Annotated in this window: 14 protein-coding genes, 1 rRNA gene and 1 riboswitch; of the genes, 14 read left to right on the plus strand and 1 reads right to left on the minus strand. The window is 54.2% G+C overall.

The features are described from left to right. Window positions 1-3: 3 nt before the first annotated feature. From BUB44_RS12445 to BUB44_RS12470, 6 genes are read left to right on the plus strand one after another with little or no spacing between them, the layout of a single operon-like run. Window positions 4-501 (plus strand): NuoI/complex I 23 kDa subunit family protein, encoded by a 498-nt coding sequence (locus BUB44_RS12445; protein ID WP_073166841.1) that lies wholly within the window; start codon window positions 4-6, stop codon window positions 499-501. A 5-nt stretch (window positions 502-506) separates the two neighbouring features. Then, window positions 507-1,028 carry an NADH-quinone oxidoreductase subunit J family protein gene (locus tag BUB44_RS12450; protein WP_073166844.1) on the plus strand — a complete coding sequence of 174 codons (522 nt, stop codon included), beginning with the start codon at window positions 507-509 and terminating at the stop codon, window positions 1,026-1,028. Then, window positions 1,012-1,329 (plus strand): NADH-quinone oxidoreductase subunit NuoK, encoded by a 318-nt coding sequence (nuoK, locus tag BUB44_RS12455; protein ID WP_027357390.1) that lies wholly within the window; start codon window positions 1,012-1,014, stop codon window positions 1,327-1,329. The genes BUB44_RS12450 and nuoK overlap by 17 nt, the downstream gene beginning before the upstream one ends. 21 nt (window positions 1,330-1,350) lie before the next feature. After that, entirely contained in the window at window positions 1,351-3,270 is a 1,920-nt protein-coding gene (nuoL, locus tag BUB44_RS12460) for an NADH-quinone oxidoreductase subunit L (RefSeq protein WP_073166846.1), read from the plus strand. Next, window positions 3,271-4,788, plus strand: a complete 1,518-nt coding sequence (locus BUB44_RS12465; RefSeq protein WP_073166848.1) for a complex I subunit 4 family protein — start codon at window positions 3,271-3,273, stop codon at window positions 4,786-4,788. Beyond that, window positions 4,789-6,213 carry an NADH-quinone oxidoreductase subunit N gene (locus BUB44_RS12470; RefSeq protein WP_073166851.1) on the plus strand — a complete coding sequence of 475 codons (1,425 nt, stop codon included), beginning with the start codon at window positions 4,789-4,791 and terminating at the stop codon, window positions 6,211-6,213. Window positions 6,214-6,348: 135 nt separating this feature from the next. Here the strand turns inward: BUB44_RS12470 and BUB44_RS12475 are convergent, their stop codons facing one another. Beyond that, entirely contained in the window at window positions 6,349-6,981 is a 633-nt protein-coding gene (locus BUB44_RS12475; RefSeq protein ID WP_027357386.1) for a superoxide dismutase, read from the minus strand. 165 nt (window positions 6,982-7,146) lie between these two features. Here BUB44_RS12475 and BUB44_RS12480 point away from each other — a divergent pair, with 165 nt between their 5' ends. The 8 genes from BUB44_RS12480 to BUB44_RS12515 all read left to right on the plus strand — a co-directional run. Further along, entirely contained in the window at window positions 7,147-7,593 is a 447-nt protein-coding gene (locus BUB44_RS12480; RefSeq protein WP_027357385.1) for a C-GCAxxG-C-C family (seleno)protein, read from the plus strand. Window positions 7,594-7,603: 10 nt separating this feature from the next. After that, window positions 7,604-7,966: a YraN family protein gene (locus BUB44_RS12485; protein ID WP_073166853.1), complete on the plus strand. Its 363-nt coding sequence runs from the start codon at window positions 7,604-7,606 to the stop codon at window positions 7,964-7,966. Window positions 7,967-8,140: 174 nt separating this feature from the next. Continuing rightward, window positions 8,141-8,245: riboswitch (glycine riboswitch) on the plus strand. An 81-nt stretch (window positions 8,246-8,326) separates the two neighbouring features. Beyond that, entirely contained in the window at window positions 8,327-9,433 is a 1,107-nt protein-coding gene (gene gcvT / locus BUB44_RS12490; protein WP_073166856.1) for a glycine cleavage system aminomethyltransferase GcvT, read from the plus strand. A 68-nt stretch (window positions 9,434-9,501) separates the two neighbouring features. Beyond that, on the plus strand, window positions 9,502-9,882 hold the full coding sequence (gene gcvH, locus BUB44_RS12495; RefSeq protein WP_073166858.1) for a glycine cleavage system protein GcvH: 381 nt from the start codon (window positions 9,502-9,504) through the stop codon (window positions 9,880-9,882). Window positions 9,883-9,889: 7 nt separating this feature from the next. Next, on the plus strand, window positions 9,890-11,233 hold the full coding sequence (gene gcvPA, locus BUB44_RS12500; RefSeq protein ID WP_073166860.1) for an aminomethyl-transferring glycine dehydrogenase subunit GcvPA: 1,344 nt from the start codon (window positions 9,890-9,892) through the stop codon (window positions 11,231-11,233). Further along, a complete protein-coding gene (gene gcvPB, locus BUB44_RS12505) occupies window positions 11,230-12,693 on the plus strand; it encodes an aminomethyl-transferring glycine dehydrogenase subunit GcvPB (RefSeq protein ID WP_073166863.1) in 1,464 nt (487 codons plus the stop codon). The genes gcvPA and gcvPB overlap by 4 nt, the downstream gene beginning before the upstream one ends. Before the next feature lie 67 nt (window positions 12,694-12,760). Continuing rightward, window positions 12,761-13,639 (plus strand): lipoate--protein ligase family protein, encoded by an 879-nt coding sequence (locus tag BUB44_RS12510; RefSeq protein WP_207545663.1) that lies wholly within the window; start codon window positions 12,761-12,763, stop codon window positions 13,637-13,639. Between the two features lie 238 nt (window positions 13,640-13,877). Further along, window positions 13,878-14,375, plus strand: a 16S ribosomal RNA gene (locus BUB44_RS12515); the annotation flags it as partial.

The following is a 14,375-nucleotide window of genomic DNA, read 5'->3' on the forward strand; positions in this document are numbered from 1 at the left end:
TGAATGTTCGGACAAGGTCTATTAAAGGGCCTGGCCATCACCTGGAAAGAGCTTTTTACCAGGAAAGTTACAGTACAATATCCGGAAGAAAAAATTCCCCTGCCGGAACGTTATCACGGCCGCTTTGAGCTGGATGTGGATAAGTGCATTGCCTGCGGGCTTTGTGCCAATGCCTGCCCCAATAAGGTAATTCAGATTACCAGAGAAAAGGTGGGTAAAAAGCAGTACCTGACCAGGTACGTCATGCGCATTGAATACTGCATGTTCTGCGGTTTCTGTGTGGAGTCGTGTAACAAGGGCGCTCTGAGATTCAGCCACGTAATAAACATGAACCAGTACTTCCGGGACAAGGTGCGCCTTGTACTGGTGGACCGCCCTGTTCCTGAAGTTTTACCCGAGGAGGAGCCGGCAAAAGCCGCAGATGGAAGTCCGGCGGAGACCCGGGGCAAAACCGCCAGGGCAGAAGTGGCTGCCGGCAAGGCTCCCGGCAAGGAGGGTTAAAATCTATGGAAGGTATATGGACGGCTGTAGCATTCTACCTGCTGGCTGCGACTATTGTGGTATCGGCCCTGCTGGTGGTCATGCTGAAAAATATCGTACATTCAGTGCTCTGGCTGGCGGTATGTTTTGTGTCCATGGGTGGTCTGTTTTTGACCCTGGATGCCGATTTCCTGGCCGCAGTGCAGGTACTGGTGTATGCAGGTGCGGTATGTATCATGGTGGTTTTCGGTATCATGCTTATTCAACGTGGTAATATGGGAAGTACCAACCTGTTTAATAACCAGACCAAGGCTGCGGCAGGTGTGGTGGCCCTGGTACTGGTCGTCTGTGGCTATCTTGCTGCAACTACCCCGTGGGCCAGTCCCGCGTTTGCCGTACCGGAAAAAACCGTGGAAAGCATAGCTGAAATTATGCTGACCAAGTACGTAATACCTTTTGAAGTTGCTGCCATTCTCCTGCTGGTGGCCCTGGTGGGAGCCATATTCCTGGCCAAGGAGGTTAAAAAAGCCGATGCTCACAACGATTAGCCTCGCCCACTACATGGTGCTCTCGGCGTTGCTTTTTGGTATCGGTCTCTTTGGTGTCCTGGCCAAAAAGAATGCCATTGCGGTGCTTATCTGTATTGAGTTAATGCTCAATGCCGTTAACATAAACCTGGTGGCCATCAGCAAGTACCTCACTCCTGCCCTCTTCACAGGTCAGCTTTTCGCCATCTTCGTGATAACAGTGGCTGCTGCAGAAGTTGGGGTTGGTTTGGCCATCATCATTGCCATCTACCGTAACAGGTTGTCGGTTAACCTGGATGATTTTGACTGGCTTAAGTGGTAGGAAAGGTGGGTGTCCATCGAGATGGTTGAATTTGCATTGCACCACGCCTGGTTGGTACCCCTGCTGCCTGCTCTGGCTTTTGTAGCCATCATCTTTTTCACCAGGCCGTGGCCCATGCTCAGTGCACTAACGGCCGTGGCCGGGATAGTGGGTTCCTTTATCGTTTCAGCTCTGGCGGCATATGGCGTGTTTACCAATCCTGCTTTTAAAGAGGAACCCCTGGTTTACGCCGTACGGTGGTTTTCCATGCCCGGCCTGCAAATAGATGTGGGTGTGCAGCTGGACCCCGTGTCGGCCATGATGATTTTTATGGTCTCCATGGTGGCATCCCTGATCTTTATTTACGCCATCGGCTACATGAAAGACGATCCCGGCTTCTCGGTCTTTTTCTCCTATGTCTCCCTCTTTGCAGCATCCATGCTCCTGCTGGCCATATCCAGTAACCTGCTGGAGATGTTTGTGGCCTGGGAGCTGGTCGGTCTATGTTCCTATCTCTTAATCGGGTTTTACAGCCATAAAATTGCTGCCCGGGAGGCGGCCAAAAAGGCTTTTATCACCTGCCGGATTGCCGACTTCGGCTTGCTCCTCGGGCTCCTGGCCATGCAAATCGTTTTCGGTACTTTGAACCTGGTGGAACTCTCGGAGAAAATTGCCAACTTTGAGCAGTATACTACCTTTGGCATATTGACCCTCATCGCTGTGCTGGTGTTTATCGGACCCATTGGTAAATCAGGTCAGTTCCCCCTGCATGTATGGTTACCGGACGCCATGGAAGGTCCCACGCCGGTCAGTGCGCTGATCCACGCTGCTACCATGGTGGTAGCCGGTGTCTACCTGGTGGCCCGCACCATGTTCCTCTTCCATGAAGTGCCCGGTGCTATGGAACTGGTGGCCATTACAGGTGGTTTCACGGCGCTGTTTGCTGCAACCATTGCCATTACCCAGAGGGAAATCAAGCGCATCCTGGCTTATTCCACCGTCAGCCAGATAGGTTACATGATGCTGGCCCTGGGCGTGGGCAGCATGACGGCGAGCCTTTTCCACATGTGGACGCATGCTTTCTTCAAGGCCCTGATGTTTCTCGGTGCCGGCAGCGTCCTGCATGCCCTGCATCATAAGGCAGATGTTTGGGAGATGGGCGGCCTGATCAGGAAAATGCCGCTTACCGGGTGGACGTTTGTCATTGGTGGCCTGGCCATTGCCGGTATACCTCCCTTTGCCGGCTTCTGGAGCAAGGATGAAATCCTGGCCGTAACCCTGGAAAGCGGGCATTACGTCCTCTTTGTTATGGCTGCCTTTACCGCGTTCCTCACCGCTTTTTACATGTGGCGTTTGATTTTCCTGACCTTTTTCGGGGAGGAAAATCCGGAGAATCATCCCCACGAGTCTCCTGCGGTAATGACCCTGCCTTTGGTCGGCCTGGCAATTCTATCAACCATTGGCGGCCTGGTGGGGACTCCCTGGGCACCTTACTGGAGCGAGTGGATTTTCTTCGGGCATCCCCATCACGTGGAACCCAACTACTGGGTCATGATTGGCTCCGTTGTACTGGCTGCGGCCGGTATTTATCTGGCCTACCAGCTTTATTATGTGGATAAGGCCAAGTCCAGGGCCAGGGCCCTGGCACAACGCTATAACCACATTTACACCATCCTGTACAACAAGTATTATATTGACGAAATTTACCTCTGGTTCAACCACACCATTGTTGATGGTGCGGCCAAGCTGTTCTACCTGTTCGACATCTATGTGGTGGACGGTATTATTGTTAACGGTCTGGGTAAGCTGACGTGCTTGCTTGGTGAAGGTATAAGGGTTAGCAACACCGGCCGGCTCCAGAACTACGCCCTGGTGTTTTTCCTGGGTGTGCTGGCCGTGGTGGTTCTCCTGGCCTTCACCGGTCCTTCGGCCGCCAGCCTGATTGTGGGGGGTGTGAAGTAAATGGAAAGCTTCCCCGTTTTGTTAACCATCCTGCTGGCTCCCGTGGTCGCCGCCGTGATTATGGCTTTTATCCCCCGGGAGGAGCACATGCTCATCAAGTGTGTTGCGGCAGCGGGAACTTTCGTGTCCATGGCTCTATCCCTTTACGTTTACTTTGCATATGACCAGTCCCTGGGCGGCCTGCAGTTTGTGCAGCAGGTGCCGTGGATTAAGGATCTGGGCGTTACCTTCTTCCTGGGTGTGGACGGCATCAGCCTGCCCATGCTGTTGCTGACCAACCTGATCGGGTTTTCAGCTGTATTTGCTTCCTGGAATGTCAATCACCGGCCGCGTGACTTTTTCATCCTGTTATGCCTGCTGATTACCGGCGTGATGGGGACCTTTGTGGCCCAGGACCTGTTCATCTTCCTCCTCTTCTACGAAGTAGTGGTTATCCCGATTTACATTCTAGTAATTATCTGGGGCAGCACCAAGCGGGTGACCAAGGAATACGCCGGTATGAAGCTGACCATCTACCTGCTGATTGGTTCGGCCTTCCTTCTGGTAGGCGTCATTGCCCTGTTTATGAAGACTGTTGCGGCAACCGGGGCGCCCGACATGAGTTTTGCCGGTCTGGCCAGGGCCGCGCGGGGCTTGAGCGACTTCGACCAGATATGGCTTTTTGCCCTCATGCTCTTTGGCTTTGGCTCCCTGCTTTCCATGTGGCCTTTCCACTCCTGGTCGCCTGACGGTTATGCCGGTGCTCCCACGGCGGTGAGCATGATTCACGCCGGAGTGCTGAAAAAGATCGGGGGTTACGGTTTAATTCGTATCGCCCTTTACGTCCTGCCCGTGGGCGCTAAATTCTGGGCGCCGGTCATTGCCGTGCTGGGCGTATGTGGCGTGGCCTATGCGGCTATGGCTGCGCTGGCTCAGAAGGACCTGAAATATATTGTCGGCTACTCCAGCGTAAGCCACATGGGATACGTGCTTCTGGCAGTTGCTTCCCTGAATGTTATCGGTTTGAACGGTGCTGTGGCCAACATGTTCGCCCACGGTATCATGGCGGCGCTATTCTTCTCCACCATTGGTTTCATTTACGAGAAGACACATACGCGCTGGATTCCCGATCTTGGCGGTCTGGCCCGGCAGACACCCCGCCTGGCCGTGGCCTTCATGCTGGCAGCTATGGCCTCGCTGGGCCTCCCCGGTCTGGTGAGCTTTGTGCCTGAATTTACCATATTCGTGGCCTCTTTTAAGGTATACGGTGGCCTGGCCGTGGTGGCCATTGCCGGTATTATTATCACCGCCCTTTATGCCTTGCGGGCCGGTGCCAACACCCTTTTCGGACCGCCCCGTCCAGAGTATGATTCCTTGAAGGATATCCGGGGTCCCGAACTGGTTCCCCTGGCAGTGCTGGGGACGGTTCTGGTTGTGGGCGGACTTCTCCCCTTCCTGATTTTCGATATGGTCAATAGCGGCATCGTGCCCTTGATGGCCGAGATTAGCGGTGCGCTTAAGTTAGGGGGGAGTTTCTAGATGAATGTGGATCTCTCTTTATTGGCGCCTGAGATTGCCCTGGCCGTTCTGGGTCTAGGTATTCTGGTGCTGGGGTTGCTCATACCCAAGGGCTCCCGTCACGGGCTGGGCTGGGTAACAGCCCTGGGGCTGCTGGGAGTGCTGGGATTGACCATAGCCGGGTGGGACAATCAGGGCACCCTTTATGAAGGCATCTTTATCGTGGACCGGTACGCCATCTTTTTCAAAATAACCTTTCTCACAGCAGCTTTTCTGGTTACCCTGGGCTGTATGCGCTATGTTGATGAGATGGGCGATCAGAGTGAGTACTACAGTATGATGCTGTTTGCCACTCTGGGTATGATGGTCCTGGCATCGGCTGGGGACTTTATGACCCTCTACCTCGGCCTGGAACTCATGACCATTGCCTTCATCGTGCTGGTCTGCTACCGCCGCACCGAAACCAGGTCGGTGGAGGCCGGTATCAAATACGTGCTTCTGGCGGGAATGTCCTCGGCAGTCCTGCTGTACGGCCTGAGCCTGGTTTACGGTGTAACCGGGTCGGTGACCATTTACGAAGTAGGCAGGGCGGTGACCACAGAACCCGTGCCTGCCCTGATCCTGGGCGTGGCCATGCTGGTGGCCGGGCTGGGCTTTAAAATTTCCGCCGTACCTTTTCACATGTGGACGCCGGATGTTTATGAAGGTGCACCAACGCCGGTAACTTCTTTCCTGGCCGTGGGGTCCAAGGCGGCTTCTTTCGCCATCCTGCTGCGGGTGTTTATTGCAGCCCTGCCTGGACTGTGGGCGCACTGGACCATGCTGGTGGCCATCCTGGCCGCAGTTACCATCATTGTGGGTAATCTGGTGGCCATTCCCCAGACCAATATCAAGCGCCTGCTGGCGTACTCCAGTATTGCCCAGGCCGGTTATATTCTGGTCGGGCTGGTAACAGCCAGTGAAGCGGGGATTAAGGGCGTTATGTTCTATGCGTTCCTGTACGTCTTTGCCACCATCGGTGCCTTTACTGTGGTCACGTATTTCTATAATGTTACCGGCAGTGATGAGATCAAGGACTATGCAGGCTTGAGCCAGCGTTCGCCCTTAATGGCTGCGGTTATGGTCATCTCCATGCTCTCCATGGCCGGCATTCCGCCCCTGGCGGGCTTTGTGGGCAAATTCTATCTCTTCAAGACCATTGTGGACAATTACCTGTGGCTGGCTTTCATCGGCTTGATCATGAGCATGGTGTCGGTCTACTACTACCTGCGGGTGGCCCTGGTCATGTACCGGGACGAACCGGTTGATCATACGCCCATTTCTTTGAGCGGCCCGGTGGCCCTGACCCTGATCATCACCATGATGGCCACCCTGGTGCTGGGCATTTATCCCGGACCGCTGTCGGAAGTGGTCAACACAGCGGCTCATTCCTTCTTCCTCCCTTAGGAATAGACCGCACGTACACAGCAAACTGGAAGCGGGGTTTCAAAACCCCGCTTTTTAAATTATAGATACTGCCGCCTAACTTTGTGCCGGCGTGGAGCACTGGAGTAAGCGTAGACCACGCCGTACCTGAGCGCTTTAACGGATCAGGGCATGAAAGCGGGCGCTGGCCGCGGCCCAGTTTATGTTCTGGAAGAAAGCTTCAATATAGCTCCGGCGGTCGGTGCCGTAATCAATGTAGTACGCATGTTCATATACATCCAGGACGAGGATGGGCTGCGTGCGAACAAAAATGCCTGCATTATGGGCGTCGGCCGAGTAGTTGTGCAAAAAGCCGTCGTCCTGGTCGTAGGACAGGATCACCCACCCCCGTGAGGCCAGCCCCGAAGCTTTAAAATCGTTTTCCCAAAACTCATAAGAACCATAACTGAAAACAATAGCTTCATAAAGGGCGCCTGCGGGCCGGCCTCCCGGTCCTCCCAGGTTGCCGAAATATAGCTCATGCAGCTTTACACCATTTGTGGCATAGCTCTCTTCCACCTTCAGTTCCCGCAGGGGGCTGTAGGTGGAGTTGGCCGACGCACGGTCTACCGTACGCAGGCGGTTACGTATTTCGTTGGTTTTGTTGACATAACCCTCATAAAGTTTGTAGTGCTCCTGAATGGTCCGGGGGGAAATGCCCCTTAAGCGCAGTAACTCCGGCGGCAGTGGCTTGGCTCTCACCGGGGTGAACGCTCCACTGGCGTAGCGCCCGGTAATCTGACCATCCATATGGAAATCCCCTCCCGTAAATTTCTTGTTATTATATGAGCTTCTCTTTCCATATGTTTCCTTGCCAATATTGTCAATAACTTCTTAGTTAGCTTGGAAAGGAATAAGGGAGTGTTTGGAGAAATAAACCAACAACGTGAATAATTCGGAACGGAGTGATGCAAAATGGCTGAGGAACTGGCCCTTGAAGCGAGGAACAGGGCGGGGAACTACTTCCGGGAGGGCTATAACTGTGCCGAGTCCATTTTTTTGACTTTCCGGGAACTGGTGATTCCGGAGGTGGACCGGGATCTCGTCCGCCTGGCCACCGGTTTTGGGGGCGGGTTGGGGCATGCGGGGTGCATGTGCGGGGCGCTGACTGCTTCCACCATAGTTATCGGCCTGCTCAGTGGCCGCACCGATCACCAGCAGGATCGCTTCCGCACTTATGGTCTGGCAAAAGATTTTCACGACAGGTTTGAAGAAAAGTTCGGCGTTACCTGCTGCCGGGCTTTAAACCCCCATCCCTTTGATACACCGGAACACCTGCGCCATTGCCTGAAAATTACCGGTAACACGGCCAGGCTGCTGGCAGAGTTTCTGCTGGAGAAAAAACTGGTGCCGGTAAAATAAGGAGGATCCGGTGACCCTGCGGAGAAAAACACAGGGGCGCAAAGGCGAAGATGAAGCGGCCCGTTACCTGACTGAAAGAGGCTACCAATTGCTGAAGCGTAATTTTCGTTGCCCGTACGGTGAAGTGGATATCATTGCCCTGGACGGTCCGGTGCTGGTTTTTGTGGAGGTACGCAGCAGGTCAACGGAGAACTACGGTTTACCTCAGGAGAGTATAACCGAAGAAAAGCGTGGCCGGCTGCGCCGGACGGCCCGTTATTACCTGGCGGCCAGCGGAGGACACAGGGGGCCGGTGCGCTTTGATGTCCTGGCTATTAAATATAAACGCAATGGACGGGTGGAATTTCTGGAACATATAAAAAATGCATTTTGAGGCAGGAAAATAAAATTTTGTGTAGAAGGTAAAAATTTGTCCCGGGTTCCCCCGGGTGGCAAATTTGAGCACATTTATCTGCGAACAGTTAAATAACTTGAGATGCCGGATGACAGCTGCTTGAAGGGCGGGCGAAAATTGATCTGGTATTGTGACGTCCCTTTTAAAGTAGCTGGACGGACCTCTGGAGAGATTCCCTTCCCGTGGGAAGGGAACACCGACGGGGCAAGTTTCCGTAAGGGAAACGAAACTCTCAGGTTCCAGGACAGAGGAGGTTGTGATAAGCTACCTTCTCTGTCCTTTGTTTTTTGGGGGCAGCTGGTCATAATAATGTCAGGTTGATGTCAGGAGGTATCTGCCGTGGAGAACCTTCGTAAAACCCCCCTTTACGCCAGGCACCTTGAGATGGGGGGGAAAATGGTTAACTTCAGTGGCTGGGCGTTACCAGTCCAGTACAGGAGTATTATTGAGGAGCACCAGGCTGTGCGGGAGAAGGCAGGCCTTTTTGATGTTTCCCATATGGGGGAGATACGGATCAGCGGCTCCGGTTCCCTGGAGCTGCTGCAAAAAGCCGTTACCAATGATGTTTCCAGACTTCTGCCGGGCCATGTTCTTTATAGTCCCGTTTGTAATCCCGGTGGGGGCGTGGTTGACGATATCCTGGTGTACCGGCTGGGAGAAGATGAATTTTTACTGGTGGTTAATGCCGCCAACAGGGAGAAGGATTTCTCCTGGTTCAAGCAACTGGCCGTCGAGTTTCCAGGGGTCTGCATCGAAGATATTTCCAGCCAGGTGGCCCAGCTTGCCCTGCAGGGCCCCCTCTCCGTACAGATTCTGGCCAGGTTAACTTCAGCCGATCCGGGTTCCCTGCCCTATTACCGGGCCAGTTTAGATGTGGAGGTGAGCGGCGTAAAATGTATGCTTTCCCGCACCGGCTATACGGGCGAAGATGGTTTTGAGCTTTATTGCGCAGCAGAGGAAGCGTGCCGGCTGTGGGATGAGATTATGATTGCCGGAGAAAAAGATGGTTTAATACCGTGCGGCCTAGGTGCCCGGGATACACTGCGCCTGGAAGCAGCACTGCCCCTGTATGGTCATGAACTGGATGAAGATATTACCCCCCTGGAAGCAGGGCTGGAACGCTTTATTTGCTGGCAAAAGGATTTTACTGGAAAGGAGGTGCTTTTGCAGCAGAAGGAAAAGGGAGTTCGGCGCCGCCTGGTTGGTCTTGAAATGGTGGACCGGGGCATCCCCCGGAAGGGGTATACCCTGACCAGCAACGGGCAGGTTATTGGTGAAATAACTTCCGGCACCCAGAGCCCCACACTGGGGAAAGCACTGGGGTTGGGGTATGTATCCGTGGAGTCTGCCGCCGTAGATACCGTGGTAGAAGTGGAAATACGGGGACGGAACTACCCGGCCAGAGTAGTACCCGTGCCTTTTTACCGGAGAAAACGCACGGTGTAAAAGGTTAGGCATGCCGGGACGATTGTTCGAGATTATTTTAGTTCAAGTTTTTAAAGGGGGTTTTATTTATGTATCCTGCAGATCTGAAATATTCCAAAGATCACGAGTGGATTCGCGTGGAAGGTAATCGCGGGAGGGTTGGCATCACCCATTACGCCCAGGAAACCCTGGGGGACGTGGTTTATGTAGATTTGCCCCGGGCCGGTGATATGGTAAAAGCCGGGGAATCCTTCGGCACGGTGGAGTCGGTGAAATCGGTTTCCGATCTCTATGCGCCGGTAAGCGGTGAAGTGGTGGAAGTTAACCGGGAAGTGATGGATCATCCTGATCTGATAAATAAGGATCCCTATGGCAGTGGCTGGTTGATTATCATTGAGATGAGCGATCCCGGTGAACTGGATAACCTGATGGATGCCCTCGCCTATGAGGAAATGGTGAAAGAGGGTTGAGCCATAAATGCGGTACCTCCCCAATACAATAGATGACCGGCAAAAAATGATGGCGGACATAGGCATTAGTTCAGTGGAGGAACTCTTTGCCGATATACCGGAACAGGTGCGATTAAAAAGGGAACTGAACCTGCCAGAGGCCCTGGCTGAGCCGGAACTGGTGCGCCATCTGGAAGACCTGGCCGGGAAAAATGGTGATACGAGCCGATACACCTGTTTTTTGGGTGGGGGTTATTACGACCATTATATTCCGGCAGTAATCCCTGCCCTGCTGTCCCGTTCCGAGTTTTATACCGCCTATACTCCCTACCAGGCTGAAATCAGCCAGGGTACCCTGGCCGCTATTTATGAGTTTCAAACCATGATCTGTGAATTAACCGGCATGGACGTGGCCAATGCCTCCATGTATGATGGAGCTACGGCGCTGGCTGAAGCGGCGGCGGTGGCGACGGGGGCAACCCGCCGGCAACGGGTTGTGGTGTCCAGGACGGTTCACCCGGAATACCGGCAGGTTTTAAAAACTTACCTGGAGCCCCGTGGTGTGGAGCTGGTGGAGCTGCCCTTTACCAATGGGGTAACCACAGGAGATAACCTGGACCGTTATATAAACCGGCAGACGGCTGCGGTGCTGGTGCAGCAACCGAATTTCTTTGGCTGCCTGGAAGATGTGTATTCTCTGCAGCGGGCTGCCAGCGGGGTGGGGGCGCTGTTTATTGTCAGCGCTGATCCCATATCCCTGGGCCTGCTGAAGCCCCCGGGGGAATACGGGGCCAGCATTGTGGTGGGAGAGGGGCAATCCCTGGGCCTGCCCCTGAATTTTGGTGGTCCCGGTTTCGGGTATTTCGCTGCCAGGGAAGAGTTCCTGCGGCGCATTCCGGGAAGGGTGGTGGGGGCTACCAGCGATACCCGCGGTCGCAGGGGATATGTTTTAACCCTGCAGGCCCGGGAGCAACATATTCGACGGGAAAAAGCTACCTCCAACATTTGTTCCAACCAGGCCCTGTGTGCCCTGGCGGCCACCATTTACCTGTCGGCCATGGGTCCGGCGGGCTTGCGCCGGGTGGCCGGGCTTTGTGCCCAAAAGGCTGCCTACGCCAAAAAACGCCTGGCTGCCGTGAAAGGTATTACGGTAGCTTTTAATGCCCCTTCATTTAAGGAATTTGTAATTAAAAGTGAGTATCCCGTAACCCTGGTTCAGGGAGTGCTGTTGCGCCGCGGGCTGGTGGCCGGTCCGGATCTTGGACGCTTTTACCCGGAACTCTCCAACCACCTGCTGGTGGCCGTTACCGAAAAACGCACTAAGGAAGAAATTGACCGGCTGGCGGAAGCCCTGGAGGAGGTGGCAGGATGATCAAAAACCCGTGGAATGAAAAGCTCATCTTTGAACTGGGGGCTCCCGGCCGGCAGGCCTTTTCCCTGCCCGCAAGCGATGTGCCGGAAGTGGATCTGGATTGGCCGGAAAATATGCGCCGGGAAAAAGCTCCCGGCCTGCCGGAAGTGAGCGAGCCGGAACTGGTACGGCATTTCACCGCCCTTTCTCGTTTAAACCACGGGGTGGACACCGATTTTTACCCTCTGGGTTCCTGTACCATGAAATATAACCCCAAGGTGGATGAAGCCCTGGCTGCCCTGCCCGGATTTGCAGGTATTCACCCCTACCTGCCGGAAGAGCTGGTCCAGGGAGCTTTACAGTTAATTTACGAGATGGAAGCTTACCTGGCAGAGATCAGCGGTATGGACCGGGTGACCATGCAGCCTGCAGCGGGAGCCCATGGGGAACTTACGGGCATACTGCTGGTTCGGGCCTACCACCGGTGCCGGGGAGAGAATCGCACCAGGATCCTTGTTCCGGATTCGGCGCACGGAACCAACCCGGCTACGGCGGCCATGGCCGGTTATCAGGTTGTCAGTGTGCCCTCGGATCAGCGGGGCGGGGTGGATGTGGCTGCCCTGGAAAAATTGCTGGATGAACGGGTAGCGGGGCTCATGCTTACCAATCCCAACACGCTGGGGTTGTTTGACGAAAACATTCACATCATTGCCGATATGGTTCATAAGGTGGGCGGGCTGTTATATTACGATGGGGCCAATACCAATGCCATTATGGGTTACACCCGTCCTGGAAATATGGGTTTTGATGTAGTGCATTTTAACCTGCACAAAACATTTGCCACGCCACATGGTGGTGGCGGGCCGGGAGCCGGGCCGGTAGGGGTGAAAAAGGATCTGGTACCTTTCCTGCCCGTACCTCTCGTGGACTTCGATGGTAAGCGTTATTATTTTAACTATGACCTGCCTCATTCCATAGGCAAAGTACGTTCTTTTTATGGTAATTTTGGTGTAGTGGTTAAAGCTTACGCTTATATCCGCTCCCTGGGAGCCGAGGGATTGAAACAGGTAAGCCGGGATGCTGTGCTCAATGCCAACTATCTTATGGCCCACTTGAAAAAATATTTCTACCTGCCTTATGATCGTTTTTGCAAGCATGAATTTGTCATTTCGGGCAAGTGGCAAAAGGAACGTAACGGGGTGAAGACCCTGGATATGGCCAAGAGGCTTTTGGACTACGGGTTTCACCCGCCGACCATTTACTTTCCCCTGATCGTGGAAGAGGCAATGATGATTGAACCAACAGAAACGGAAAGCAAAGAAACCCTGGACCGTTTTATCGATGCCATGATCAGGATTGCCCGGGAAGCAGAGGAAGAGCCTGAAAAGATTAAGGGTGCCCCCTATACCACTTATATCGGCCGGCTGGATGAGGTCGCCGCAGCCCGGAAGCCCGAGCTGCGATGGCGTGCCGGGAAATGAAGGTTAAGGTTTTCCCGTAATTGGCCCGGGCGGTTTACCGTCCGGGCCGCCAGGGAGGAGGCTGTATGTGTTCGTGGAGAAAATAGAAGCAGCTTTAAATTCCTGGCCCCGTCGATGGCGGCTGCTGGATACGGGGGCAGCTGACGGGGCTACCAATATGGCCATCGATGAAGCTATATTGATTCATCACAGTCGTGGAGAAGTTCCTCCAACCCTGCGTTTTTACCGCTGGGAACCGCCTACCCTGTCCCTGGGTTATTTTCAAAACGCTCAGCGGGAAGTGGACTACGAGGCCTGCCATCGCCTGGGTATAGGCCTGGTGCGCCGTCCTACCGGCGGCCGGGCCGTTCTTCACGACCGGGAGGTAACCTATAGCGTTACCATTTCTCAGAAGTTCCTGCCCGGCAGTGTACTGGAGACATACCGCCTGTTGAGCCAGGGCCTGGTACTGGGATTGCGGTTGCTGGGAGTGGAGGCCAGTCTTTTTAATCCGGATAAAACGCAGCGGGGGCTGCGGTCAAAGCTATCGGCCGCCTGTTTCGATACCCCTTCGGGATATGAGGTAGCGGTAGAGGGTAAAAAACTGGTGGGAAGTGCCCAGGTCCGGCAAAGGGGAACCATTCTTCAGCACGGTTCCTTATTGCTGGGCATAGATGAAGATAAACTCTTTGCCGTTCTGGCCTTTCCCTCTGAATCGGTGCGCCGGCGAGTTAAGGAGGCCTTTGCAGCCAAGGCTACTGCGCTGGACCGGATATTGTCCCGGGTGCCTGCCTACGACCAGGTCTGCTGCGCTCTGGCCAGGGGATTCGCTACAGCCCTGGAGATCGAGTTGATTCCGGCAGAGCTAACTGCGGATGAGCGTCTTACAGCTCGAAAACTGGCGCAAGATAAATATAGTTGCCTGAACTGGCACGAACAATGTAAATTAAATGACATATCTCCATAAATTAACCGTTGATTTTTGAGAACAAAGTCATTAGTATATATACTTGCCGGTAGGCAAACAGCATGAATAAATTGGCTCTTGACTAGAATGATTACATCATGATACAATAACGCTTGCGCGACAGCGAGGGGAAAGTGGTCCTTGAAAACTGAACAGGGAGGAAGCCGGGTGTGCAGCTTAAAGGGCTGAGCATCTGGCGAGGAAGAGCGTGTGCGGGAGTGATTCTGGGACAAAGGATTGGATGGAGAGTTTGATCCTGGCTCAGGACGAACGCTGGCGGCGTGCCTAACACATGCAAGTCGAGCGGGTAACGGAGGTCGGTCATCGGAGGTCAGAAGTCAGATAAGAAGCAAGTGGCCACAGGCCAATTGCGACAAAAGATCTGACATCCGATTTCCGACGACCGACTTCCGTTGCCAGCGGCGGACGGGTGAGTAACGCGTGGATAACCTGCCCATTAGACCGGGATAACGCTGGGAAACTGGCGCTAATACCGGATACGCTCCCTGCCCCGCATGGACTAAGGAGGAAAGGGGAAACCCGCTAATGGATGGGTCCGCGTCCCATTAGCTAGATGGTGGGGTAACGGCCTACCATGGCGACGATGGGTAGCCGGCCTGAGAGGGTGACCGGCCACACTGGGACTGAGACACGGCCCAGACTCCTACGGGAGGCAGCAGTGGGGAATCTTCCGCAATGGGCGAAAGCCTGACGGAGCGACGCCGCGTGAGCGAAG

Origin of the sequence: Desulfofundulus australicus DSM 11792 (assembly GCF_900129285.1) — a bacterium.
Taxonomy (GTDB): domain Bacteria; phylum Bacillota; class Desulfotomaculia; order Desulfotomaculales; family Desulfovirgulaceae; genus Desulfofundulus; species Desulfofundulus australicus.